Genomic DNA, 23648 nt, shown 5'->3' with positions numbered 1-23648 from the left:
TGAACGAGTGTCAACTACCGTCACTCGAGTGGCCCGGGAAGACGTGGGCCGAGGGGTCGACGATCACGGCCGCGTTGTTGACGGCCGTCGCCACCTCACCGAAGCCCACCGCGATCAGCCGCACCTTGCCGGGATACTCCGTGATGTCGCCGGCGGCGAAGACCCGCGGCAGGTTGGTGCGCATGTGGGTGTCGACGCGCAGGTGCCGGTGGTCGAACTCCAAGCCCCACTCCTGCATCGCGCCGAGGTCGGCGACGAAGCCGAGCGCCGCGACCACGGCCTGCGCGGGACGCGTGAGCACCTCGCCGTCGGCGGTGGTGATCTCGACCGACGCGACGTGGTGCTCCCCCACCAGGCGGGTGACCTGGGCGCGCGTGATCACCTCGGTGCGACCGGCCAGCACGGCGTCGACCGTGGCCCGGTGGGCGCGGAACTGGTCGCGACGGTGCACCAGCGTGACCGAGGCCGCGATCGGCTCCAGGTGGTGCGCCCAGTCGAAGGCGCTGTCGCCACCGCCGACGATCACCACGTCGCGGCCGGCGTACTCGGCGAAGGAGGGCACGAAGAAGACGAGCCCACGGTCGTCCCAGCCCTCGCCCGCGGGCAGCGGCCGCGGGGTGAACTTGCCCATGCCCGCCGTGACGACCACGGCCCGGGCGGTGATGGTGGTGCCGTCGTCGAGCCGCAGCACGGCCCGGCCCTCAGGCTCCTCGTCGGAGGTCTCCAGGGTCGAGGCGGTGCGCCCGAGCAGGTACGTCGGCCGCGCGCTCGCCGCCTGCTCGACCAGCCGCTCGACCAGCTCGCGGCCCTTGATCGAGGGGAAGCCGGCGACGTCGAGGATCGACTTCTCGGGATACATCGCCGAGACCTGTCCGCCCAGCTCGGGCAGCGAGTCGACGACGGTGACGCGCATGCCGCGGAAGCCGGCGTAGTAGGCGCCGAAGAGGCCGGTGGGACCGGCACCGACGACGAGCAGGTCGGTGTCGATCTCCTGCGGGGGGCTGGTCGAGGTCATCAGAAGGCATCCATCCGTGAGACGCGCCACTCTCCCGCATCGGCGCGCAGCGTGACCAGCACCCGGACCTCGTCGGTGCGGCGTCCCGGCGAGCCCTCGGTCGTGCTGACCTGGTCGAGGTAGACCAGCGCCACGGCACGGTCAGGGCCGGCGGAGACCACCCCGACGTCGGTGGCTGTGGCGCGCACGGTGACCCGGTCGCGCTCGACGGCGGGGCGCAGCCGCTCCATGAGGCCGGCGTACTCCTCGGCGAAGCGGGCCGAGAGCAGCTCCTCGCGGGTCTCGGCGACCACCGCGTCGAAGCCCTGCCAGTCGTAGGAGAGCACCCGCTCGACGACCGGGCCCGCCCCCTCGAGCACCGCCTGGCGGGCCTCGACGGAGGTGACCGGCTGCGCCGGGCTCGGCCGGGTGCTGCCCGGCCGCTGGTCCCACCACACCGCGACCGACAGCCCGGCGGTCAGCGCCAGGCAGAGCAGGACCAGGACGAGGGTCGCCCCCGGCCCTGCCCACCGCAGGCCGCGCGGCAGCGCGCGGCTCCCCTCCCCCGGGCTCATCGGGTGAACCCGAGCTCGGAGACCAGCCAGGCGCCGTCCTGCCGCTCCAGCACCAGGCGCATCCGGTGCTTGCGCAGCTCCTCGTCGTCGCCGGTGTCACGGTCGCGGACGGCGCTGTCGGCCGCCACCAGCACCACGGCGCGGTCCGCGTCGAGCTCGGCGACGCCGACGACGCGCGCCGCGCTCGTCACCACCGCGCGGGCGCGCTCCACGCGCGTCACGAGCCGCTCGCGCGAGGCGGCGTACTGCTCGGCGAAGTCACCGGTCGCACCCGCGAGGACCCGCTCGGTGACCGCGTCCATGTCGCGGTGGTCGACCTCCAGGAAGGCCTCGGCCTGCTCGGTCGCCGCCGCGGTGACCTCGCGGTAGAGCGCAGCGGTGCGCTGCGCCCGGTCGTCGCCGGCGGCTGCCGGCGCGTCGCGCGTCCAGGCCAGCACCAGCGCCACGGCCAGGACGAGCGCCAGCAGCACCAGCACTGCGTCGACGACCACCCAACGACGTGCGGCGGCCTGTCCCGGGAGGTCGTCGGTTGGCACGCGGGAAGCCTAGTGGCACGCGTCACTAGACTCCCGCAGGATGAGCACTCGGGAGCGCGACGAGACGGGTCTGCAGCGCATGGGGCTGCACAAGCCCAGCGCGCTGCTCCTGCTCGCCCAGCTCGCCGCGGTGGTCGCCTACCCCTTCCTGCAGGACGGCACCGTCGGCTCGACCCTGCTCGGCGTGCTCTCGATGGTGGCCGTCGGCCTCGCGGTCGCGGTGGTGCGCTACACCCCGTCGCTCTCGGTGGTCGCCTTCGCCGTCGGCCTGCCCGCCGTGGTGCTGACGGTCTGCGAGGCGCTCTGGCCCGACAACGACGCCGTGGCGATCGCGAGCGGAGCGCTGCACGCCGTCTTCTACTTCTACGTCTCGATCAGCCTGATCCGCTACCTCTTCCACGACGACCGGGTCTCCACCGACGAGCTGTGGGCCATCGGGGCGGCCTTCACGGTGGTGGCGTGGGCCTTCGCGCACGTCTACGTCGTCGTCGCGGTCGCCGTGCCGGGGTCGATCGAGCCGCTCGGCGAGGCCGGCGCCGACCGCTTCTTCGACCTGCTCTTCTTCTCCTTCACCAACCTCACCAGCGTCGGCCTCTCCGACGTGCTGCCGGTCGGCGACCACGCCCGCTCGGTCGTGATCCTGGAGCAGGTCGCCGGGGTGCTCTACGTCGCCATGGTGATCTCGCGCCTGGTCGCGATGACGGTGCGACACCCCCGCGAGCGCTAGTCGAGGCAGAAGTCGTTGCCCTCCGGGTCGTTCATCCAGATGCACGCCTCGTCGAGACCGTCGGGCTCCTGGCGCAGCACGACGCTGGCGCCGAGCGCCACCAGCCGCGCGGCCTCCGCGTCGAGGGCGGCCAGCCGCTCGGCGCCCTTGAGGCCGGGGGCGGCGCGCACGTCGAGGTGCACCCTGTTCTTCGCGGTCTTGCCCTCCGGCACCCGCTGGAAGAACAGCCGCGGCCCGTGGCCCTCGAGCGGACGGGCGGCCGAGCGGGAGCTCCACTCCGGCTCGGGCACCCCGACACTCTCGAGGAAGGCCGGCCAGGTCGCGAAGCCCTCCGGCGGCGCCTCCACGGCGTAGCCCAGCACCTCGCACCAGAAGGCAGCGAGCGCGGCCGGGTCGCCGCAGTCGAAGGTCACCTGGATCTCTCGTGTCGTCATGCCCCAGTCTGGCCCCGAGGGCGGACAGCGCGTGTCCGCAGCGACTCAGCCGGGCAGCCCCAGCGCGGCCATCGCCTCGGGGTCGCCGAGGATCCGGGTGCGGGTGCGCCGCCGGTAGCGCCAGACCTGCACCAGCCCGAGCGCCCACAGCGGGTACTGCGTGGCCATCGCCCACACGAAGGCCCCCGACGGGTACGTCGCCGCGCCGGCCGGGGTGCGCCAGTCGAGCACCAGGCCGATCAGCACCACGAGCACCAGGCTGGCGTAGAAGCCGCCCTGGTTGATGATCCCGGTCGCGCTGGCCAGCCGGTGCGCAGGGTTGGAGGTGCGCCCGAGGTCGAAGCCGATGGCCGAGGCCGGTCCGCCGACCCCGGTGACCACGACGAGCAGCACCAGCAGCGGGTACGGCGCCTCCCCCGGCCACGCGAGCACGACGCTCCAGACCGTGACGATCGCCCCGGTGATCCCCAGGACCAGCGTCGACCGGTGCCAGGGGTGCGCGCCCACCAGGAGCCCGAGGACGGGTCCGGCGACCATGACGGCGACCACCATGAGCGAGAGCAGCACCCCCGCGGAGGTCGGGCTCTGGCCCTCGCCGCGCACCAGGAAGGGGTAGCCCCACAGCAGCGCCATCGTGGTGGAGCTGAACTGGGTCACGAAGTGCATCCAGAAGCCGAGCCGGGTGCCCGGGTGGGCCCACGACGCGGCCAGGCTCTCGCGCACCGTGCGCAGCGTGAGGCGGGCACCGCGCAGGTTGCGGCCGTCGGGGGTGTCGTGGAGGACGACGAGCAGAACGGCCGCCAGGACCAGCCCGACGGCGGCGGCCAGCAGGTAGGAGCGGGTCCACCCGAGGTGGGCCAGCGCCCAGGTCATCGGCACCGCGGCAGCCAGCGCGCCGGTCTGGCCGGTCACGGCGGTCAGCTGGGTGACCAGCGGCACCCTCCGGGCCGGGAACCAGCTCGACACCAGCCGCAGCAGGCAGATGAAGGTCATCGCGTCGCCGATGCCCACGAGCCCGCGCGCCGCCAGGCCGGCGGCGTACGACGTGGCGAGCGCGAAGCCGAGCTGCCCCAGGGTCAGCAGCGCCAGTCCCCCGGTCATCACGCTGCGGGAGCCGAAGCGGTCGACGAGCAGCCCGACCGGGACCTGCATCGCGGCGTACACCAGCAGCTGGAGCATGGTGAAGGTCGCCAGCTGGGCGGCGGTGATGTCGAAGCGCTCCGCGGCGACGAGACCGGCCACGCCGAGCGAGGAGCGGTGGAAGACGGCGAGCACGTAGACCGCGAGCCCGACTCCCCACACCAGCCAGGCACTGCGCCGTCGTGTCCGATTCACTGGTCGGATCGTACGCTTCGTGCCACCCTCGTCTCGGCCCGGTCTCGGGCCGGACCACCGACCGCGAAGGACCCTCGATGCGCACCCTGATCCGTATGGCCGCCCTCGGACTGGCCGCCGCCACCCTGACCGCCTGCGGCGGCAGCGAGAGCAGCGCCTACTGCGACCAGCTGCGCGAGAGCAAGTCGCTCTTCGAGAACTTCGACAGCAGCAGCCCCGACCCCGCCCAGCTCGACCAGGCCTTCGACCGCTTCCGCCAGCTGGCCGACGAGGCCCCCGAGGCGGTCGAGGGCGACTGGGAGACCCTCGAGACCGCGATCACCACCGTCGAGGACGCCCTCGAGGAGGCCGGCATCGAGATGTCGGACCTAGCCGGGATGCAGAACGGCGACATCCCCGAGGGCGTCGACATGGCCAAGCTCGCCGAGCTCGGCCCCAAGCTGGAGTCGCTGGGCGACGAGAAGTTCACCGAGGCGGGCGACAACATCGAGAAGCACGCCAAGGACGAGTGCGACGTCGACCTGAGCGCCTGACCCGCACTCAGCGGGTGGCCTCGATCATCTGACGCAGCTCCTTCTTCAGCTCCGAGATCTCGTCGCGCAGCCGGGCCGCGAGCTCGAACTGCAGCTCGGCGGCGGCGGTGTGCATCTGCTCGGTGAGCTGCTGGACGAGCTCGGCGAGGTCGCCCGCGGGCATCAGCTCGGCGTCGGGCGCCTTCTCGCGCGCTGCCCGGGCGCTCGCGGTGTCGAGCTTGGAGAGGCCGGGGACGGGCGCCTTGCGGCTCTTGTCACCCCGCGCGCCGGTGCCCTGCCAGGTGGCCAGCAGCTCCTGGGTGGTCTCGTCCTCGCGGGCGAGCATCTCGGTGATGTCGGCGATCTTCTTGCGCAGCGGCTGCGGGTCGAGGCCCCGCTCGGTGTTGTAGGCGACCTGCTTCTCCCGGCGACGGTTGGTCTCGTCGATCGCGAGCTCCATCGAGGGGGTGACGCGGTCGGCGTACATCACGACCTGGCCCGAGACGTTGCGGGCCGCGCGGCCGATCGTCTGGATCAGGGACTTGTCGGAGCGCAGGAAGCCCTCCTTGTCGGCGTCGAGGATGGCGACCAGCGACACCTCGGGGAGGTCGAGGCCCTCACGCAGCAGGTTGATGCCGACGAGCACGTCGTACTCCCCCAGCCGCAGGTCGCGCAGCAGCTCGATGCGCTTGAGGGTGTCGACCTCGGAGTGCAGGTAGCGGCAGCGCACGCCGTTGTCGAGCAGGTAGTCGGTGAGGTCCTCCGACATCTTCTTGGTCAGCGTGGTGACCAGGACGCGCTCGTTGCGCTCGACCCGGAGCCCGATCTCCTCCATCAGGTCGTCGATCTGGCCCTTGGTGGGCTTGACCACCACCTCGGGGTCGATCAGGCCGGTGGGGCGGATGATCTGCTCCACGACGTGGTCGAGGCCGCCGACCTTGGCCAGCTCGTAGTCGCCGGGCGTGGCCGAGAGGTAGATCGTCTGGCCGATCCGGTCGAGGAACTCCTCCCAGCGCAGCGGCCGGTTGTCCATCGCGCTCGGCAGCCGGAAGCCGTGGTCGACCAGGTTGCGCTTGCGCGACATGTCGCCCTCGTACATGCCGCCGATCTGCGGCACGGCGACGTGCGACTCGTCGACCACGAGCAGGAAGTCCTCGGGGAAGTAGTCGAGCAGGCAGTTGGGGGCGCTGCCGCGGGCGCGGCCGTCGATGTGCATCGAGTAGTTCTCGATGCCCGAGCACGACCCGACCTGCCGCATCATCTCGATGTCGTAGGAGGTGCGCATGCGCAGCCGCTGCGCCTCCAGCAGCTTGCCCTGCCGCTCGAAGAGCGCGACCTGCTCCTCCAGCTCGGCCTCGATCCCGGCGATGGCGCGCTCCATGCGGGCCGGGCCGGCGACGTAGTGGGTCGCCGGGAAGACGTAGATCTCCTGGTCCTCGGTCAGGATCTCGCCGGTCACCGCGTGCAGCGTCTGCAGCCGCTCGATCTCGTCGCCGAAGAACTCCACCCGGACCGCGTGCTCCTCGTAGACCGGGAAGATCTCGAGGGTGTCGCCGCGCACCCGGAAGGTGCCGCGGGTGAAGGACAGGTCATTGCGGGTGTACTGGATCTCGACCAGGCGGCGCAGCACCGAGTCGCGGTCCATCTCCGCGCCCACCCGCATCCGCAGCATCCGGTCGACGTACTCCTGCGGCGTGCCGAGACCGTAGATGCAGGAGACCGTGCTGACCACGATGACGTCGCGCCTCGTGAGCAGGCTGTTGGTCGCCGAGTGGCGCAGCCGCTCGACCTCCTCGTTGATCGAGGAGTCCTTCTCGATGTAGGTGTCGGTCTGAGGCACGTAGGCCTCGGGCTGGTAGTAGTCGTAGTAGGAGACGAAGTACTCGACGGCGTTGTCGGGGAAGAGCTGACGCAGCTCGTTGGCGAACTGCGCGGCGAGGGTCTTGTTGGGCTGCATCACCAGGATGGGCCGCTGCACCTGCTCGGCCACCCAGGCGACCGTCGCGGTCTTGCCGGTGCCCGTCGCGCCGAGGAGCACGACGTCCTGCTCGCCGCCGCGGAGCCGCTTGGCGATCTCGGCGATCGCCGCCGGCTGGTCGCCCGCCGGCTGGTAGTCCGACTGCACGTCGAACGGCGCCACGCGGCGCTCGAGATCGGTCACGGGGCGCATGCCGCAAGCCTACGGGCGGGGTCCGACAGCCCGGCTCTGACACCATGGCCGCGTGCAGCGCCGCGACCTTCCCCTGATCAACACCGCTCACCCGGCGTTCACGTGGGCCAAGCGCACCGTCGGCGTCGTCTTCGGCGTCCCGCTGCTGGTCGCGATCGCGATGAGCCTGGTCGACTCCTACCGTCGCCGCGGCAAGAAGCCCAAGCCCTTCCCGACGCGCACCGCCGCCGACACCCAGGTCGGCGAGGGCACCGTGACGACCTACACCTTCGGCCAGGACCTCTACGACGACATGCTGCGCGCCATCCGGGGCGCCCAGCGGCAGGTCCTGCTGGAGACCTACATCTGGAAGGCCGACGCGGTCGGGCAGAGCTTCAAGCAGGCGCTGGTCGAGGCCGCCGACCGCGGGGTCGAGGTCCGGGTCATCTACGACTCCTTCGCCAACCTGGTGGTGCGTCCCGGCTTCAAGCGCTTCCCCTCCGGGGTCAAGGTGCTGGCCTACCCGGTTTACGGCGCCGGGTGGCGCTTCTTCGACCTCTCGCGCTACGGCCGCGACCACCGCAAGATCCTGGTCGTCGACGACGAGGTGGGCTTCGTCGGCGGCTACAACCTCGGCTCGGCGTACGCCACCGAGTGGCGCGACACCCACTGCCGGATCACCGGCCCGGGCGTCGGTGACCTCACGCGGGCCTTCGCCGACTTCTGGAACCTGCACCGCGAGAAGCGGCTGCGCCGCAGCGAGCAGCCGATGCTGGTCTCCACGCCGCCGTCGTGGGAGCCGCGGATCCGGGTGCACCGCAACGTGCCGCGCCTGTGGATGTTCCCGATCCGGTCGATGTACCTGGAGGCGATCAACCGGGCGCAGAAGAACATCTGGATGACGCACGCCTACTTCATCCCCGACGAGAGCTTCGTCGAGGCCATGATGATGGCGGCGCGGCGCGGGGTCGACGTGCGGCTGCTGCTGCCGGCCAAGTCCAACCACATCGTCGCCGACTGGATCAGCCGCGGCTACTTCCGCCGCATGCTCGAGGCCGGCATCGCGATCCACCGCTTCCGCGACGCGATGGTGCACGCCAAGACCGCCACCATCGACGGCAGCTGGACCACCATCGGCACCGCCAACGTCGACCGGCTCTCGATGACGGGCAACTACGAGATCAACGTGGAGTTCTTCGACGAGTCGCTCGCCCAGGAGATGGAGCGGATCTTCCGCACCGACCTGACCAACTCCCTGCAGCTGACCCTCGACGAGTGGCAGGCCCGCGACGTCTACGCCCGCTTCACCGAGTCGATCCTGACCCCGCTGCGCCCGCTGCTCTGATCCTCGGTTGCCCCGGGAGCCCACCCGAGCGAATACTGGCGAGGTACGCCGCCGTGCACGACCGATCCCGTCGCAGGAGAGCCTCATGACCACTGAAACCGGAGGTCCAGACCTCCCCCAGGAGCGCCGACTCGTCACCGAGGTGCCCGGGCCTCGCTCCCGCGAGCTCCAGGAGCGCCGCCTCGCGGCCGTCGCGAGCGGGGTGGGCAGCGTGCTCCCGGTCTACGTCGCCGCGGCGGGCGGCGGCGTGCTCGTCGACGTCGACGGCAACTCCCTGATCGACCTGGCCAGCGGCATCGCCGTGACCAGCGTGGGCAACAGCGCCCCCGAGGTGGTGAGCCGCGTGACCGAGCAGGTCCAGGCCTTCACCCACACCTGCTTCATGGTCGCGCCGTACGAGGGCTACGTCGAGGTCTGCGAGCGCCTGGCGCAGCTGACCCCGGGCGACCACGCCAAGAAGGCCGCGCTCTTCAACTCCGGCGCCGAGGCTGTCGAGAACGCCGTCAAGATCGCGCGGCACGCCACCGGTCGCACCGGCGTCGCCGTGGTCGACCACGCCTACCACGGCCGCACCAACCTCACGATGGCCATGACGGCCAAGAACATGCCCTACAAGGACGGCTTCGGTCCCTTCGCGGGCGACGTCCACCGCGCGCCGATGTCCTACCCCTTCCGCGAGCCGGTCGAGATCACCGGCGAGCAGGCGGCGGCCCGCGCCATCGACGTGCTGGAGAAGCAGGCCGGCGCCGACAACCTCGCCTGCCTGGTGATCGAGCCGGTGCTCGGCGAGGGCGGCTTCGTGGTGCCCGCGCCCGGCTTCCTCCCGACCCTGGCCGAGTGGTGCCGTCAGCACGGCATCGTCTTCGTCGCCGACGAGATCCAGTCGGGCATGTGCCGCACGGGCGCGTGGTTCGCCTGCGAGCACGAGGGCGTCGTCCCCGACCTGGTCACGGTGGCCAAGGGCGTCGCCGGCGGCATGCCCCTGGCCGCGGTGGTGGGGCGCGCCGAGATGATGGACGCCGTCCACGGCGGCGGCCTCGGCGGCACCTACGGCGGCAACCCGGTGGCCTGCGCGGCCGCGCTCGGCGCGATCGCCACGATGGAGGAGCTCGACCTCAACGCCGCCGCCCGGCGGATCGAGCAGACGATGCGCGACCGGCTCTCCACGCTGGCCGAGAAGTTCCCCGCGCTCGGTGAGATCCGTGGCCGGGGCGCGATGCTCGCGGTCGAGGTCGTCGAGCCCGGCACCACGACCCCCGACGCGGCGACGGCGTCGGCGCTCAGCAAGGGCTGCCACGAGCGTGGCGTGCTGACGCTGACCTGCGGAACCTACGGCAACGTGCTGCGCTTCCTGCCCCCGCTCGTGATGCCCGACCACCTGCTCGACGAGGCCCTCGACGTGATCGAGGAGGTCGCGCTCGGCCTCTGAGCGCCCGCGCTGTCGGTGGCTCGCGATAGGCAGGCAGCATGAGCGACCACCCCGTGCTCGGGCAGACCGTGCTCGACACCACCGACGTACGCCGCGACGCCGAGTTCTACCGCCGGCTGCTCGGCCTGGTCTACCGACCGGGCGACGAGCCTCCGGCCGAGGGTGAGCCCGAGAAGGACTGGCTGGTGCTGCGCCGCCCCGACGGCGGCTCTGCGCTGGCCTTCCAGCAGGTCGAGCGGCTCACCCCGACGACGTGGCCGAGCCACGACGTGCCGATGCAGCTGCACCTCGACATGGTCGCGCCCGACGTGGCCGCGCTGGAGCGCCACCGGGCCGTCGCCGAGGAGCTGGGCGGCACGCTGCTGCTCGACCGCCGCGACGACCCCGACGAGCCGCTCTACGTGCTGGCCGACCCGGCGGGCCATCCTTTCTGCCTCTTCGTGGGGTGATCGTCAGCGCGGGTTGACGGGCTCCGCGATGGCCTGGATCCGCGCCGTGGCGAGCTCGATCATCAGCCGCGCCGCGGGCGAGAGGATCGCGTCGCGGCGGTGCACGATGGCGAGGGTGTCGTACTGCCGGGGCCGCAGCGACACCCAGCCCGCCTCGGGCGCGAGCCGTGGCAGCAGCTGCTCGGCCGCGCCCTTGGTGATGACCGTGTCGGCCAGCCCCATGCCGGCGAGCTCGACCGCGGTCTCCACGTCCTCGACCTCGATGCGCGTCTGCGGGTTGCGCCCGGTCTCGTGGAGCATCTGGCGCAGCAGGATGCGCACCGAGTCGACCTGCCGGAAGGTCGTCTCCGGCATCACCAGGGTCGCCAGCGACAGCCGGTGCGGGGTCACCGCCGTCGCCAGCCGGGCGGGGTCGCGACTGACGTAGACGAGCTCGTCGCGGGCGACGGGCGTCACGGTGAAGCCCTCGCTCTCCAGCTGCGGCACGGCGATCATGGCCGCCTCCAGCCGGCCGCGTCGCAGCTCCTCCTGCACCTCGGTGCTGTTGGTGCCGATGAGCTCGACCCGGACCCCCGGGTAGCGGGCGAGCACGTCGGCGACCAGGTCGGCGCCCGCGTAGAGCCGCGCGATGCCGAACATGCCGAAGCGGATCGTGCCCGTCTCCAGCCGCACCTGGCTGGCGACCGCGGCCCGCGCCTCCTCGGCGGCGGCGAGCGTGCGCTCCGCGTGGGGGCGGAACTCGTCGGCCACGGTGGTCGCCACCACGCCTCGGCCGACCCGCCGGAAGAGCGGTGCGCCGAGGGTGGCCTCCAGGTTGCGGATCTGCTCCGAGACCGACGGCTGGGCATACCCGAGCCGGTCGGCGGCCGCGGTCAGCGAGCCCTCCTCGTACGCCGCGAGGAAGCAGCGCAGCTGGTGCAGGGTGAGCACGGTCACAGCCTCCTCACGCCTCGGGCCCGGTGACCTGGCCCTATAGGCAGATCCTTCGTGTCATGCAGGAAGAGAAGGATACCGCTATCGATGGTGGAGCGTCAGACTGGAGGTCGACAGCCCGTCACCGAGAGAGAGCCAGGGAGGTTCCCCGATGTTCGTCCACACCTGCACCGCCTGCGAGCGCCGTCAGCTCATGAGCACCAGCCAGATCCACGAGCTGGTCAACACCGACCACGGCATCGAGATGCACTTCACCTGCTGGTGCGGCGCCCCTCAGGCCCTCCTCACCGGCAGCAAGGCTCCCCAGGGCGCCAAGCAGGTCCTGGCCGCCTGAGCCCTGCCAGGGCCCGCTCCTGCTCACTGCTCCCGCTGGCCCCAGGGGCTGCCGTACTCGGTGAGCAGGTCGAGGAAGGGCACGGCGTCGAAGGCCTCGGGGCCGAGCACGCCCGTGCCCGACCACTCGCCCCGCGCGAGCAGCTCGAGCGCGACGACCGGGTTGACCGCGGTCTGCCAGACCACGCACTGGTGGCCGTACTCCTGCATCGACCAGGCGTTGTCGACCACGTGGTAGAGGTACGTCGACCTCGGCTCGCCGTCCTTGCCCCGGCCGGTGACGTGGAGCCCGGCGCAGGTCTTGCCGGTCATGCGGGGCCCGACGCTCGCCGGATCGGGCAGGACCGCGGCGACGACGTCGCGCGGGGAGACGTCCACGCCCTTGACCCGGACCTTCTCGGTGCGGTCGAGGCCGAGGGTGTGGAGCACCTTGAGGATGGTGATGAACTCGTCGCCGAGGCCGTACTTGAAGGTCACGCGCTTGGCGTCGACCCAGCGCGGCATCAGCAGCACCTCCTCGTGCTCGACGTTGACGCACTCGACCGGGCCGATGCCCTCGGGGAAGTCGAAGACCTCGGGCTCGGAGAAGGGCGGCGTGGTGAACCAGCCGCGCCCCTCCTCCCAGATCACCGGGGGGTTGAGGCACTCCTCGATCGTGGTCCACATCGAGAAGGACGGCGCGAAGATCTCGTTGCCGTCGTCGTCGGTGACCACGAGGTTGGCGCCGTCGCGGGTGCCGAGCTCGTCGATCTCGGAGAAGAGGTGGTCCGCGGCGTAGCGCGCGAAGACGTCGGAGAGTCCCGGCTCGACCCCGATCCCGACGAGCGCGAGGCGCCCCGCCCGCTCCCAGCGGTCGGCGACCGCGAACTGCTCGTCGCCGAGCTTGATGCCGCACTCCTCGTAGGGCCGCTCCGGGTGCGGGCGCGACAGGCTCATGGCCATGTCGACGTAGTCGGCGCCCGCAGCGAAGGCACCGTCGAAGATGCTCATGTTGAACACGGGGTCGACGGCGTTCATCACGTGCGTCGCGCCGTGCTCGCGCACCAGGGCCTCGACGGCCTCGGCGCTGGACGCGTCGACCTGCGCCGCGACGAAGCGCTCGTCGCCGACGGCCGCGACCGCGCGCTCGGCCCGCGCGGCGTCGTAGTCGGCCACCACGCAGCGCTCGAAGAAGTCACGACGCGCGGCGATCGCGGTGAAGGCGGAGCCGACGCCGCCGGCTCCCACCAGCAGGATGCGCATCAGGCGTCCTCCGCCCCGATGTAGTGCATGACGTGCTTGAGCCGCGTGTAGTCCTCGAGTCCGTACATCGAGAGGTCCTTGCCGTAGCCGGAGTGCTTGAAGCCGCCGTGCGGCATCTCGGAGAGGAAGGGGATGTGCGTGTTGATCCAGACGCAGCCGAAGTCGAGCGAGCGCGCCATCCGCATCGCCGTGCCGTGGTCCCTGGTCCAGACGCTGGAGGCCAGCGCGTAGCGGACGCCGTTGGCCAGGCGCAGCGCCTCGGCCTCGTCGCCGAAGCGCTGCACCGTGATCACCGGCCCGAAGATCTCGGTCTGGATCTGCTCGTCCTGCTGCTGCAGGCCCGAGAGCACCGTGGGCTCGTAGAAGTAGCCGCGGTCCCCCTGCCGCGCTCCCCCGGTCTCGACGCGCGCGTGCTCTGGCAGCCGGTCGACCATGCCGGAGACGTGCGCCAGCTGGTTGCCGTTGTTGAGCGGTCCGTAGAGCACGTCCTCGTCGTCGGGCATGCCGGTGCGGGTCGCGCGGGCGGCCTCGGTGAGCGCGGCGACGAAGTCGTCGTGCACGCGGGGGCCGGCGAGCACGCGCGTCGCGGCGGTGCAGTCCTGCCCCGCGTTGAAGTAGCCGGCCTCGGCGATGCCCTGGGCCGCCTTCTCGACGTCGGCGTCGTCGAAGACGATCACCGGCGCCTTGCCGCCGAGCTCGAGGTGCACCTTCTTCAGGTCGGACGCCGCCGAGCGCGCCACCTCCATGCCCGCCCGCACGGACCCGGTGATGGCGACCATCTGGGGCGTCGGGTGCTCGACCAGCGCCCGACCGGTCTCCCGGTCGCCGCAGACCACGTTGAAGACGCCGGGCGGCAGGAACTCCTGGCACAGCTGCGCGAAGTACGTCGTGGAGGCCGGCGTGGTGTCGCTGGGCTTGAGGACGACGGTGTTGCCGGCCGCGAGCGCCGGCGCGACCTTCCAGATCATCATCATCAGCGGGTAGTTCCACGGCGTCACCTGCCCCACGACGCCGATCGGCTCGCGCCGCACGTAGGAGGTGTGGTCGTCCATGTACTCCCCGGCGGAGCGGCCCTCGAGCAGCCGGGACGCCCCGGCGAAGAAGCGGAAGTGGTCGGAGGCGTAGGGCATCTCCTCCGACATGGTGATGCCGAGGGGCTTGCCGGTGTCGCGGCACTCGACGGCGTTGATCTCCTCGACGTGGTCGTCGATCGCGCCGGCGATGTCGAGCAGGGCCTTGGCGCGGTCGCGCGGCGTACGCCGTCCCCAGTCGTCGAAGGCGGCCTCCGCGGCGCCGTAGGCACGGTCGAGGTCCTCCCGACCCGACATCGGCGCCGTGGCGTAGACCTCGCCGGTCGTCGGGTCGAGCACGTCGTAGGTCTCGCCGGAGGCGGCGTCGACCGCCTCGCCACCGATCACGTTGCGGAAGTGGGTCTCAGCCATGGCGCCGAGGATAGTGAGGGGACAACGGATTCGGTAGGTTCAACGCCGTTTGATCGCGGATCCAGTCGAAGTCGTCGCGACTCGGCCCCGAATCGTTTGCGGGCGCCGGGGAGGGACGGCACACTGGGGTCATGACCCAGCACCAGCCCGACCAGGCGCGCCAGCAGGCGGCGAAGGACCACCTGTGGATGCACTTCACGCGCCACTCGACCTACGACGCGCACCCGGTGCAGACGATCGTCCGCGGTGAGGGCCCCTACATCTGGGACGAGGCCGGCAACAAGTACCTCGACGCGCTCGCCGGGCTCTTCGTGGTCCAGGCGGGCCACGGTCGTACCGAGCTGGCCGAGGCCGCCGCCAAGCAGGCGGCCGAGCTCGCCTTCTTCCCGCTGTGGTCCTACGCCCACCCCAGCGCGATCGACCTCGCGGCCCGGCTCGCCGAGTACGCCCCCGGCGACCTCAACCGCGTCTTCTTCACCACCGGTGGCGGCGAGGCCGTCGAGTCGGCGTGGAAGCTGGCCAAGCAGTACTTCAAGCTCACCGGCAAGCCGACCAAGCACAAGGTGATCAGCCGCGCCATCGCGTACCACGGCACGCCGCAGGGTGCGCTGTCGATCACCGGCCTGCCCGGCATGAAGGCGCCCTTCGAGCCGCTGGTGCCCTCGACCTTCCGGGTGCCCAACACCAACTTCTACCGGGCGACCGAGCACGGCGACGACCTCGAGGCCTTCGGCCAGTGGGCCGCCAACCGGATCGCCGAGGCGATCGAGTTCGAGGGCCCCGACACCGTGGCCGCCGTCTTCCTCGAGCCGGTGCAGAACTCCGGCGGCTGCTTCCCGCCCCCGCCCGGCTACTTCCAGCGCGTCCGCGAGATCTGCGACGAGTACGACGTGCTGCTCGTCTCCGACGAGGTCATCTGCGCCTTCGGGCGGCTGGGCCACATGTTCGCCGCCGAGCGCTACGGCTACCAGCCCGACATCATCACCTGCGCCAAGGGGCTGACGTCCGGCTACTCGCCGCTCGGCGCCATGATCGCCACCGACCGGCTCTTCGAGCCCTTCGCCAAGGGCGACAACATGTTCGCCCACGGCTACACCTTCGGCGGCCACCCGGTCTCCACCGCCGTCGCCATGGCCAACCTCGACATCTTCGAGCGCGAGCAGCTCAACGAGCACGTGCGCGCCACCGAGGGCGACTTCCGCGCCACGCTGGAGAAGCTGACCGACCTGCCGATCGTCGGCGACGTCCGCGGCGACGGGTACTTCTACGGCATCGAGCTGGTCAAGGACAAGACCACCAAGGAGACCTTCACCGACGAGGAGTCCGAGCGGCTGCTGCGCGGCTTCCTCTCCGGCGCGCTCTTCGAGGCCGGTCTCTACTGCCGCGCCGACGACCGGGGCGACCCGGTCATCCAGCTCGCTCCCCCGCTGGTGCTCGAGCAGCAGCACTTCGACTTCATCGAGTCGACGCTGCGCGGCGTGCTCACCGAGGCTTGGAGCCGGCTGTAGAGGCGGCGCCACCCGCTCCCTGAGGCGAGCCTCGACGGGCGCGGGCGTCCGCGTGCCTTAGTGTGACGACGCCCACAGTCTCGGATGCGGGAGGCGCACCATGACGACCGACACCTCGGCCCGACCGTCCGGAGGGGCGTCCCCCGACGCCCCCCGCACGCGGATGTCCCCCCTGCAGATGGCGGTCTGGGGCGGCATCGCCGTGGTCGGCGCGATCTCGTGGGCGATGCTCGCCCTCTCGCGCGGCGAGGACGTCTCCGCGCTGTGGATCCTCTTCGCGGCGCTGGCGTCGTACGTCATCGCCTACCGCTTCTACTCCAAGTTCATCGCCGGGCGGGTGCTGCGGCTCGACGACCGCCGTGCGACGCCGGCCGAGCGGCTGGCCGACGGCACCGACTTCGAGGTCACCGACCGGCGGGTGCTCTACGGCCACCACTTCGCCGCGATCGCGGGCGCCGGCCCGCTCGTCGGTCCGGTGCTGGCGGCGCAGATGGGCTACCTGCCCGGCACGATCTGGATCATCGTCGGCGTCATCTTCGCCGGGGCCGTGCAGGACATGGTCGTGATGTTCTTCTCGATGCGCCGCGACGCCAAGAGCCTGGGCCAGATGATCCGCGAGGAGATCGGCACCGTCGGCGGCATCGCGGCGCTGATCGCCGTCTACGCGATCATGATCATCCTGCTCGCGGTGCTGGCCCTCGTCGTGGTCAACGCGATGGCCGAGTCGCCCTGGAGCGTCTTCTCGATCGGGCTGACGATCCCCATCGCGCTCTTCATGGGCTTCTACCTGCGCTACCTGCGTCCCGGCCGGGTCATGGAGGTCACCGGCATCGGCGTGGTGCTGCTCCTGCTCGCCATCATCGGCGGCGGCTGGGTCGACGGCTCCGGCCTCGCCGAGCCGCTGACGCTCTCCCCCGAGACGCTCACGATCGCGCTCGTCGTCTACGGCTTCGTCGCCTCGATCCTGCCGGTGTGGATGCTGCTCACGCCGCGCGACTACCTCTCCACCTTCATGAAGATCGGCGTCATCGTGCTGCTCGCGGTGGGCCTGATCCTGGCCGCGCCGGTGCTGCAGACGCAGGCGGTCACCGACTTCGCGGTCGAGGGCACCGGACCGGTCTTCGCCGGCAAGCTCTTCCCCTTCCTCTTCATCACCATCGCCTGCGGCGCGCTCTCCGGCTTCCACGCCCTGATCTCCTCGGGCACCACGCCGAAGATGCTGGCCAAGGAGAGCCACGTCCGCATGGTCGGCTACGGCGGCATGCTGATGGAGTCCTTCGTCGCCATCTCCGCCCTCATCGCCGCCTGCGTCATCGACCAGGGGCTCTACTTCGCGATGAACTCCCCCGCCGGCGTCACCGGCGGCACCGTCGAGGGCGCCTCGGAGTTCGTCTCCACGCTCGGCTTCACCATCACGCCCGACCAGCTGGCCGCGGCGTCCGCCAGCGTCGAGGAGGAGCTGGTCTCGCGCACGGGCGGCGCGCCGACGCTCGCCTTCGGCATCTCGCTGATCTTCAGCGAGGCCTTCGGCGGCGGCCTCTCGGCCTTCTGGTACCACTTCGCGATCATGTTCGAGGCGCTCTTCATCCTCACCGCCGTCGACGCCGGCACCCGGGTGGGCCGCTTCATGCTCCAGGACACGATCGGCAACGTGTGGCCCAAGTTCGGCGACACCTCGTGGAAGCCCGCCGCCTGGGGCGCCTCCGCGATCACCGTCGGCGCCTGGGGCTACATGCTCTACGTCGGCGTCACCGACCCGCTCGGCGGCATCAACCAGCTCTTCCCGCTCTTCGGCATCGCCAACCAGCTGCTGGCCGCGATCGCGCTGACCCTGGCCGTCACGCTCTTCTGCAAGCACGGCTGGTGGAAGTACGTCTGGGTGCCCGCGGTGCCGCTCGCCTGGGACCTCGTGGTCACGCTGACGGCGAGCTACCAGAAGGTCTTCAGCGACAACCCGGCCATCGGCTACTTCGCCCAGGCCGACCGCTACCGCGCCGCGCGGGAGGCCGGCGACGTGCTGGCCCCGGCCACCGACCTCGACCAGATGGGCACCGTGATCACCAACAGCACGGTCAACGGCATCCTGCAGGCGAGCTTCGCGCTGCTGGTCCTCGTCATCGTCGCCAACGCTGCCGTGATCTGGGTCAGGGCCGCCCGTGCGGGCGTGCTGCCGACCACCGAGGTCGACGCCACCCCGTCGGAGATCGTGGCCCCGAAGGACTTCATCGCCACCAAGGAGGAGAAGGCGGCCGTCGCCGAGTGGGAGCGCGAGAGGGTCCGCTCGTGAGCCCGGGCGCAGGCGTCGCCACCGCGCCCGTACGCCGGGTCCTGGCGGGCGTGCGCTGGTACGCCCGCCAGCTCAGCGGCGAGTCGAAGTGGGACGACTACCTCGAGCGCTGCGCGCGCGAGGGCCGTACGCCGATGACCCGGCGCCAGTTCGAGCGGCACCGCGACGACCACCGCGAGCAGGGCACGCAGGGCCGCTGCTGCTGAGGGTCAGTCGACCGGCGTGGCCGAGCGGTGCTCCTGGGCACGGGTGACGTAGTTGGTCGCGCCGCGCTCGATCATGCCCCGCTCCGCGTCGCGGACCTCGCGCACCACCTTGGCGGGCGAGCCGAGCACCAGCGAGCCGGGCGGGATCTGGGTGCCCTGGGTGACGACGGCGCCGGCGCCGATGACGGACCCGGCGCCGACGTGGGCGCCGTTCATCACGACCGCGCCCATCCCGACGAGCACGTCGTCCTCGACGGTGGCGCCGTGCAGCACCACCCGGTGACCCACGGTGACCCGCCGTCCGACCGTCAGCGGGTGGTCGGGGTCGGCGTGCAGCACCGAGCCGTCCTGGATGTTGGAGTCCTCCCCGATGACGACGGGCGCGGTGTCGGCGCGCACGACGCTGGCGTACCAGACGCTCGCCCCCGCTGCGATCGTCACGTCACCGACGACGACGGCGCCGGGAGCGACGAACGCCCCGGGGTCGACCTGCGGGACACGGTCACCGACACGGAGCAGGTGGGTCATGGGGAGGTCTCCTTCGACGAGGGGGCGGGTGCCCCGCCATCGTCGCGGACGCCCGTCGGCGAGCTGGCACGCACCCCCATCGACAGCAGCGCCGCGACCCCGCAGAGCAGCGCCCCGGCCCACCAGGCGTAGGTGTAGCTGCCGAAGGTGTCACGCACGACCCCGGCTCCGAGGGCGGCGGCACCGGCGCCGATCTGGTGGGAGGCGAAGACCCAGCCGAAGACGATGGTGCCGCGCTCACCGAAGGCCTGGTGGCACAGCGCGGCCGTCGGCGGGACCGTGGCGACCCAGTCGAGGCCGCAGATGACGATGAAGAGAACCATGCTCGGGTGCACGGAGTCGGAGAGCAGCTGCGGCAGCAGGAGCAGGCCGACCCCGCGGAAGGCGTAGTAGAGCACCAGCAGCAGCCGCGGGTCGACCTTGTCGGTCAGCCAGCCGGAGGCCACGGTGCCGGCGATGTCGAAGATCCCGACGACGGCGAGCAGCCCCGCGGCCGTGGTCGTCGCCATGCCGTGGTCGTGCGCGGAGGGGATGAAGTGGATCCCGATCAAGCCGTTGGTGGTGGCCCCGCAGATGGCGAAGGCGAGGGCCAGCGCCCAGAAGGAGCGCTGCCGTGAGGCGAAGGCCAGCCCCTCCAGCGCCCGGCGCGCGGCACTGCCGCTGACGGCGGGCGGAGCGACGTACGACGCGTCGGCGCCGTAGGGCCGCACCCCGCGGTCGGCGGGGTGGTCGCGGAGGACCAGCCACACCGCGGGGACGACGGCGAGCGCCCCGGCCGCGACGACGAGCGAGGCGACGCGCCAGCCCGCGGTCTCGGCGAGGTAGGCCACGGGCGGCAGGAAGACCAGCTGCCCGGTGGCCGACCCGGCGGTCAGCACCCCCATCACCAGGCCGCGGCGGCGGGTGAACCAGCGCTGGGCGATCGTCGCCGCGAAGACGAGCGCCATCGAGCCAGTGCCCAGCCCGATCAGCACGCCCCAGGTCACGAGCAGCTGCCACGACGCGGTCATCAGCACGCTGCCGCCCGCGCCGAGCGCGACGAGCGACAGCGCGGACGCGACCACGCGGCGTACGCCGAAGCGGTCCATCAGGGCGGCGGCGAAGGGCGCGGTGAGGCCGTAGAGCAGCAGGTTGATGCTGACGGCCAGCGACATCACGCTGGTCGACCAGCCGAACTCCTCGTGCAGCGGCACGATCAGCGCCCCGGGCGCGGCCCGGAAGCCGGCCGCACCCACGAGGGCCAGGAAGGCCACCGCCGCCACCGCCCACGCCGGGTGGAGCCGGCCGCGCTGCCGGCGGCCGTCGCTCGCGAGAGTCACCATCGCCTGACTTTCTCCAACGAAGTATGATGTCGGCGTCACGCTAGCGGTCCGCCCGGAGGTCGTGCCATGCCCTTGCGCTCCGACTGGTCGGGCGAGCCCTGTCCGGTACGCCGCTCGCTCGACGTGCTCGGCGATCCCTGGGTGCTGCTGATCATGCGCGACGTGCTGCACGGCAACGGCCGCTTCGACGCCCTGCGCGACAACCTGGGGATCTCCGAGGCCGTCCTCAGCCGGCGCCTGCGCACCCTGCGCGAGGCCGGACTGCTGAGCACCGTCGACTACACCCGCGCCGGCCGGACCCGGCAGCGCTACGTCGCCACCGACGCCGGCGCCGATCTCCTGCCCGTGCTGCAGCAGCTCGCCCTGTGGGGCGAGCGGCACACCACCACGCCGCCCGACGGTGACCACATGGCACTGGTGCACGAGTCGTGCGGGCAGGAGACCACCCGCGCCGAGACCTGCAGCGCGTGCGGGGAGCCGCTGCGCCCGGAGGACATGACCTGGGTCAAGCCCTGGCTCGGCGCTCGGCACCGCCTGCGCGGCGCCGGCACCTGAGGGCTACCAGCACAGGCAGAAGGGGTGGCCCGCCGGGTCGGCGTAGACCCAGAAGCCCTCGGGGTCGGTCGCGGCGTACTGCTGCTGCAGCACCGTGGCCCCCAGGCCGAGGACCTCCTCGTGCGCCGGCGCCACGTCGTCGACGTAGAGGTCGAGGTGGATCTGCTGGGCCGCTCCATCGGGCCGGACCCAGGTGCCGCGGAAGGCGCGCAGCGCCTGTCTCGAGACCTGGTGAGTGGGCGGCTTGCGGGGTCTCGAGGCGGTTGGTGTGGGGTCTCGACAGGCTCGACCGCCTGGGCCCGGGTGGTCGAGGAAGGCGCGCAGCGCCTGTCTCGAGACCCGGTGAGCGACTCGGCGGAGGGGCCGCGCGCGCCTCGAGGCTCGTCAGGAACTGGTCGTCCACATGCTGGTCGAAAGTGCCTCTGACCTGCGGTTTCTGTCGGACCTCGATGCTTGGATACAGGTATGGCCACGGCAACCGAGGACACCGCGACCCACCCGGTCGCCGACTTCACCCGCCGTGCCCACGCCCGCCTCGACCACCTCCACAGCAGCGCCTCCCGACCGGTATGGGCGATGACCCCTGAGGAGCTGCGAGAGACGCTGGTCGGGCTCGCGACCGTGGAGTCACGGCTGGCCGCGCTGCGCCTGGAGGTGCTCGCCGAGGCCGAGCGCCGCGGCGCCTGCACCGAGTCCGGCGAGCGCACGGCTGCTGACTGGGCCGCCCGCGAGACCAGGCAGCGCCGCCAACACGCCCGTGCCGACCTCCACCTCGCCCACGCGCTCGACGCGCGCCACCATCGGCTCGAGGCAGCCCTCGCAGCGGGGGCGGTCAATGCCGACCAGGCCCGCACCATCGCCCACGCCCTCGACGCGCTCCCCACCGCCGGACCCGACGCCGTCACCGCCGAGCAGCGGGCCTCGGCCGAGGCGTTTCTGATCGACCACGCCTCCCGCCACGACGCCCGCGACCTCGCGATCCTGGGCAAGCGGCTCCACGAGGTCGTCGCCCCCGACCAGGCCGAGGCCCGCGAGGGCCGCGCCCTGGAGGCCGAGGAACGCCGCGCCGCTGCGCTGATGTCCTTCGAGATGCGCGAGCACCCCGACGGCACCTGCCCCGGCCGCTTCCGGATCCCGAAGCTGCACGGCGCCATGCTCACCAAGGCCCTCCAGGCCCTGATGTCTCCGGCTCGCCCCAGACACGACTCGACGCGGGTCGAGCCGTCCTCGTCGGTCGACCCGTCCTCGTCGGTCGAGCCTGTCGAGACCACGCCCCCGCACGCCCGACGCCCCTACGCGACCCGCCGCGGCGAGGCGTTCGCCGAGCTCGTCGAGCGCCTCACCGCTCGCGACCTGCCGACCGCCGGCGGGGGCGACGCCACCGTGGTGGTCACCATGACCCTGGAGCAGCTCCTCGGCCGCCTGACCGATGCCGGCGTCGCCACCCTCGACACCGGCCACCGCATCCCTGCCGCCGAGGCCCGCCGCCTGGCCGCTCGTCACCAACTCATCCCGATGGTCCTCGGAGGCACCAGCCAGGTCCTCGACCACGGCACCACCAGCGACTCTTCACCAAGGCCCAGCGCCTCGCCCTGGCGCAGCAACAGCGCGGCTGCACCGCCGAGCACTGCGACGCCCCACCCGCGATGTGCCACGCCCACCACGACCGACCCTGGTCATCCGACGGCCCGACCGACCTGGCCAACGGACGGCTTCTCTGCGCCCACCACCACCGCCGCATCCACGACCCCGACTACGAGACCCACCGACTGCCCGACGGGAAGGTCGCCTTCCACCGGCGGACGTAGAGATGCGAGAGCGACCGCGTGGCGGCGGCCCCCTCGAACGGGGACGATGAGGCGATGCGCACCCATGTCGGCCTGCTCAGCGGCGTCAACGTCGGCAAGCACAACCAGCTCGCGATGTCCGACCTGCGCGACATCGCGGAGCGACTCGGCTACGGGGACGTCGCGACGTACATCCGCAGCGGCAACGTCGTCTTCGGCAGCCCTGGGCGAGGCGCACTCGAGCTCGCCCTCGAGCTCGAGGCGGCGATCGAGGAGAGCACGGATGTGCGGACCCGGGTCGTCGTCCTCTCCCGCGACGAGCTCGCGGCGGTGGTGTCCTCCAACCCCTACCCGCAGGAGACCGACCCGAAGCGGCTGCACGCGGTCTTCCACCGCGACCCGATCGGACCCGACGAGGTCGCCGCGGTGCGCGCCGCCGAGGAGCGGGCCTCGGCGAAGGGCAGCCGCGACGAGGCGACCGCTCGGGGGGCATGTCTCTACCTGCGCACTCCCGACGGGCTGGGCCGCAGCGTGCTCGCGGCCGAGCTGGGTCGCCGGCGCGGGAGCGGGGCGCAGCAGCCCGTCCAGACGATGCGCAACTGGGCCACCGTCACGCGACTCCTCGAGATGCTCGACGCCCCCGCGTGAGCCGCCCCCGTGCGTGCGGTCCCTACGACCGCAGCACCTTCTCCATCGGCCGGCCCTTGGCAAGCTCGTCGACGAGCTTGTCGAGGTAGCGGATGCGGCGCATCAGGGGGTCCTCGACCTCCTGCACCCTCACGCCGCAGACCGAGCCGGTGATCAGCGAGACGTGGGGGTTGAGGTCGGCGCCGGCGAAGAAGTCCTCGAAGGTGGTGCCGGCGTCGAGGTGGGAGCGGAGCGTCGGCTCGTCGTAGCCGGTGAGCCACGTGATCACCTCGTCGAGCTCGGCGCGGGTGCGGCCCTTGCGCTCGACCTTGGTGACGTAGTGCGGGTAGACCGACGCGACGGAGGTGGTGAAGACGCGGTGGCTCACGGCGC

The 23648-nt window shown here is 71.8% G+C and carries 24 protein-coding genes and 1 pseudogene; 12 read left to right on the top strand and 13 right to left on the bottom strand.

Annotation, left to right across the window (positions count from 1 at the left end):
* Positions 1–10: 10 nt before the first annotated feature.
* Genes IG63_RS0116305 through IG63_RS0116295 form a run of 3 tightly spaced genes read right to left on the bottom strand, consistent with a single transcriptional unit; the run spans position 11 to position 2105 of the window.
* Positions 11–1015: an NAD(P)/FAD-dependent oxidoreductase gene (locus tag IG63_RS0116305; RefSeq protein ID WP_030485415.1), complete on the bottom strand. Its 1005-nt coding sequence runs from the start codon at positions 1013–1015 to the stop codon at positions 11–13.
* Positions 1015–1569 (bottom strand): hypothetical protein, encoded by a 555-nt coding sequence (locus tag IG63_RS0116300; RefSeq protein ID WP_030485414.1) that lies wholly within the window; start codon positions 1567–1569, stop codon positions 1015–1017. Before IG63_RS0116300 ends, IG63_RS0116305 begins: the two co-directional genes overlap by 1 nt.
* Positions 1566–2105 carry a hypothetical protein gene (locus IG63_RS0116295; protein WP_157210235.1) on the bottom strand — a complete coding sequence of 180 codons (540 nt, stop codon included), beginning with the start codon at positions 2103–2105 and terminating at the stop codon, positions 1566–1568. The genes IG63_RS0116300 and IG63_RS0116295 overlap by 4 nt, the downstream gene beginning before the upstream one ends.
* Positions 2106–2145: 40 nt before the next feature.
* Between IG63_RS0116295 and IG63_RS0116290 the strand changes: the two genes are divergently transcribed.
* Positions 2146–2832: a potassium channel family protein gene (locus tag IG63_RS0116290; RefSeq protein WP_030485412.1), complete on the top strand. Its 687-nt coding sequence runs from the start codon at positions 2146–2148 to the stop codon at positions 2830–2832.
* Here IG63_RS0116290 and IG63_RS0116285 read toward each other — a convergent pair.
* Together IG63_RS0116285 and IG63_RS0116280 are read right to left on the bottom strand one after the other, a co-directional pair.
* A complete protein-coding gene (locus IG63_RS0116285; protein WP_030485411.1) occupies positions 2829–3266 on the bottom strand; it encodes a VOC family protein in 438 nt (145 codons plus the stop codon). The two genes, IG63_RS0116290 and IG63_RS0116285, sit on opposite strands and share 4 nt — an antisense overlap.
* 45 nt (positions 3267–3311) lie before the next feature.
* Entirely contained in the window at positions 3312–4601 is a 1290-nt protein-coding gene (locus IG63_RS0116280) for an MFS transporter (RefSeq protein ID WP_036195903.1), read from the bottom strand.
* Positions 4602–4678: 77 nt separating this feature from the next.
* On the opposite strand from IG63_RS0116280, the gene IG63_RS0116275 reads away from it, so the two are divergent.
* Positions 4679–5134, top strand: a complete 456-nt coding sequence (locus tag IG63_RS0116275) for a hypothetical protein (RefSeq protein ID WP_030485409.1) — start codon at positions 4679–4681, stop codon at positions 5132–5134.
* Positions 5135–5141: 7 nt separating this feature from the next.
* Here IG63_RS0116275 and uvrB read toward each other — a convergent pair whose 3' ends face one another.
* Positions 5142–7283 (bottom strand): excinuclease ABC subunit UvrB, encoded by a 2142-nt coding sequence (gene uvrB / locus IG63_RS0116270; RefSeq protein WP_030485408.1) that lies wholly within the window; start codon positions 7281–7283, stop codon positions 5142–5144.
* 160 nt (positions 7284–7443) lie between these two features.
* On the opposite strand from uvrB, the gene IG63_RS0116265 reads away from it, so the two are divergent.
* The 3 genes from IG63_RS0116265 (at position 7444) to IG63_RS0116255 (ending at position 10485) form a co-directional block, all read left to right on the top strand.
* Positions 7444–8607 carry a phospholipase D-like domain-containing protein gene (locus IG63_RS0116265; protein ID WP_084597259.1) on the top strand — a complete coding sequence of 388 codons (1164 nt, stop codon included), beginning with the start codon at positions 7444–7446 and terminating at the stop codon, positions 8605–8607.
* A gap of 85 nt (positions 8608–8692) precedes the next feature.
* The gene (gene gabT / locus IG63_RS0116260; protein ID WP_030485406.1) at positions 8693–10036 is read left to right on the top strand and encodes a 4-aminobutyrate--2-oxoglutarate transaminase; all 1344 of its coding nucleotides are present in this window, start codon (positions 8693–8695) and stop codon (positions 10034–10036) included.
* Between the two features lie 38 nt (positions 10037–10074).
* Positions 10075–10485 carry a VOC family protein gene (locus IG63_RS0116255; RefSeq protein WP_030485405.1) on the top strand — a complete coding sequence of 137 codons (411 nt, stop codon included), beginning with the start codon at positions 10075–10077 and terminating at the stop codon, positions 10483–10485.
* A gap of 3 nt (positions 10486–10488) precedes the next feature.
* Here the strand turns inward: IG63_RS0116255 and IG63_RS0116250 are convergent, their stop codons facing one another.
* Positions 10489–11421 carry a LysR family transcriptional regulator gene (locus tag IG63_RS0116250; RefSeq protein WP_245604468.1) on the bottom strand — a complete coding sequence of 311 codons (933 nt, stop codon included), beginning with the start codon at positions 11419–11421 and terminating at the stop codon, positions 10489–10491.
* 148 nt (positions 11422–11569) lie between these two features.
* Here IG63_RS0116250 and IG63_RS0116245 point away from each other — a divergent pair, with 148 nt between their 5' ends.
* Positions 11570–11752, top strand: coding sequence for a hypothetical protein (locus IG63_RS0116245; protein ID WP_030485403.1), 183 nt, complete (start codon positions 11570–11572; stop codon positions 11750–11752).
* Between the two features lie 23 nt (positions 11753–11775).
* On the opposite strand, the gene IG63_RS0116240 is transcribed toward IG63_RS0116245, so the two are convergent.
* Both IG63_RS0116240 and IG63_RS0116235 read right to left on the bottom strand, forming a co-directional pair.
* Positions 11776–12993 carry a saccharopine dehydrogenase C-terminal domain-containing protein gene (locus tag IG63_RS0116240; RefSeq protein ID WP_030485402.1) on the bottom strand — a complete coding sequence of 406 codons (1218 nt, stop codon included), beginning with the start codon at positions 12991–12993 and terminating at the stop codon, positions 11776–11778.
* Positions 12993–14435 carry a gamma-aminobutyraldehyde dehydrogenase gene (locus IG63_RS0116235; RefSeq protein ID WP_030485401.1) on the bottom strand — a complete coding sequence of 481 codons (1443 nt, stop codon included), beginning with the start codon at positions 14433–14435 and terminating at the stop codon, positions 12993–12995. The genes IG63_RS0116240 and IG63_RS0116235 overlap by 1 nt, the downstream gene beginning before the upstream one ends.
* A 131-nt stretch (positions 14436–14566) precedes the next feature.
* Here IG63_RS0116235 and IG63_RS0116230 point away from each other — a divergent pair, with 131 nt between their 5' ends.
* From IG63_RS0116230 to IG63_RS0116220, 3 genes are all read left to right on the top strand, one after another.
* Positions 14567–15943, top strand: a complete 1377-nt coding sequence (locus IG63_RS0116230; protein WP_030485400.1) for an aspartate aminotransferase family protein — start codon at positions 14567–14569, stop codon at positions 15941–15943.
* Positions 15944–16043: 100 nt separating this feature from the next.
* Positions 16044–18230 (top strand): carbon starvation CstA family protein, encoded by a 2187-nt coding sequence (locus IG63_RS0116225; RefSeq protein WP_211249356.1) that lies wholly within the window; start codon positions 16044–16046, stop codon positions 18228–18230.
* Positions 18227–18436, top strand: a complete 210-nt coding sequence (locus IG63_RS0116220) for a YbdD/YjiX family protein (protein ID WP_030485398.1) — start codon at positions 18227–18229, stop codon at positions 18434–18436. Before IG63_RS0116225 ends, IG63_RS0116220 begins: the two co-directional genes overlap by 4 nt.
* Before the next feature lie 3 nt (positions 18437–18439).
* On the opposite strand, the gene IG63_RS0116215 is transcribed toward IG63_RS0116220, so the two are convergent.
* Together IG63_RS0116215 and IG63_RS0116210 are read right to left on the bottom strand one after the other, a co-directional pair.
* Positions 18440–18964 carry a gamma carbonic anhydrase family protein gene (locus tag IG63_RS0116215; protein WP_030485397.1) on the bottom strand — a complete coding sequence of 175 codons (525 nt, stop codon included), beginning with the start codon at positions 18962–18964 and terminating at the stop codon, positions 18440–18442.
* Complete coding sequence (locus IG63_RS0116210; RefSeq protein WP_084597255.1) at positions 18961–20286, bottom strand: MFS transporter; 1326 nt, start codon at positions 20284–20286, stop codon at positions 18961–18963. The genes IG63_RS0116215 and IG63_RS0116210 overlap by 4 nt, the downstream gene beginning before the upstream one ends.
* A gap of 66 nt (positions 20287–20352) precedes the next feature.
* Here IG63_RS0116210 and IG63_RS0116205 point away from each other — a divergent pair, with 66 nt between their 5' ends.
* Entirely contained in the window at positions 20353–20841 is a 489-nt protein-coding gene (locus IG63_RS0116205) for a winged helix-turn-helix transcriptional regulator (RefSeq protein ID WP_030485395.1), read from the top strand.
* Between the two features lie 3 nt (positions 20842–20844).
* Here IG63_RS0116205 and IG63_RS23105 read toward each other — a convergent pair whose 3' ends face one another.
* Entirely contained in the window at positions 20845–21165 is a 321-nt protein-coding gene (locus tag IG63_RS23105; RefSeq protein WP_169741809.1) for a VOC family protein, read from the bottom strand.
* Positions 21166–21306: 141 nt separating this feature from the next.
* Here IG63_RS23105 and IG63_RS23990 point away from each other — a divergent pair.
* Positions 21307–22326, top strand: a pseudogene (locus tag IG63_RS23990) (DUF222 domain-containing protein); the annotation flags it as partial.
* 377 nt (positions 22327–22703) lie between these two features.
* A complete protein-coding gene (locus tag IG63_RS0116185; RefSeq protein WP_030485392.1) occupies positions 22704–23276 on the top strand; it encodes a DUF1697 domain-containing protein in 573 nt (190 codons plus the stop codon).
* Positions 23277–23298: 22 nt separating this feature from the next.
* Here IG63_RS0116185 and IG63_RS0116180 read toward each other — a convergent pair whose 3' ends face one another.
* Positions 23299–23643 (bottom strand): DUF2200 domain-containing protein, encoded by a 345-nt coding sequence (locus IG63_RS0116180; protein WP_030485391.1) that lies wholly within the window; start codon positions 23641–23643, stop codon positions 23299–23301.
* Positions 23644–23648: the final 5 nt, after the last annotated feature.

The sequence above is a fragment of the Nocardioides aequoreus genome (assembly GCF_000720335.1).
In the GTDB taxonomy this organism is placed as follows: domain Bacteria; phylum Actinomycetota; class Actinomycetes; order Propionibacteriales; family Nocardioidaceae; genus Marmoricola; species Marmoricola aequoreus.
The sequence above is the reverse complement of the archived record's forward strand: the minus strand, read 5'-3'. Positions and strand labels throughout refer to the sequence as shown.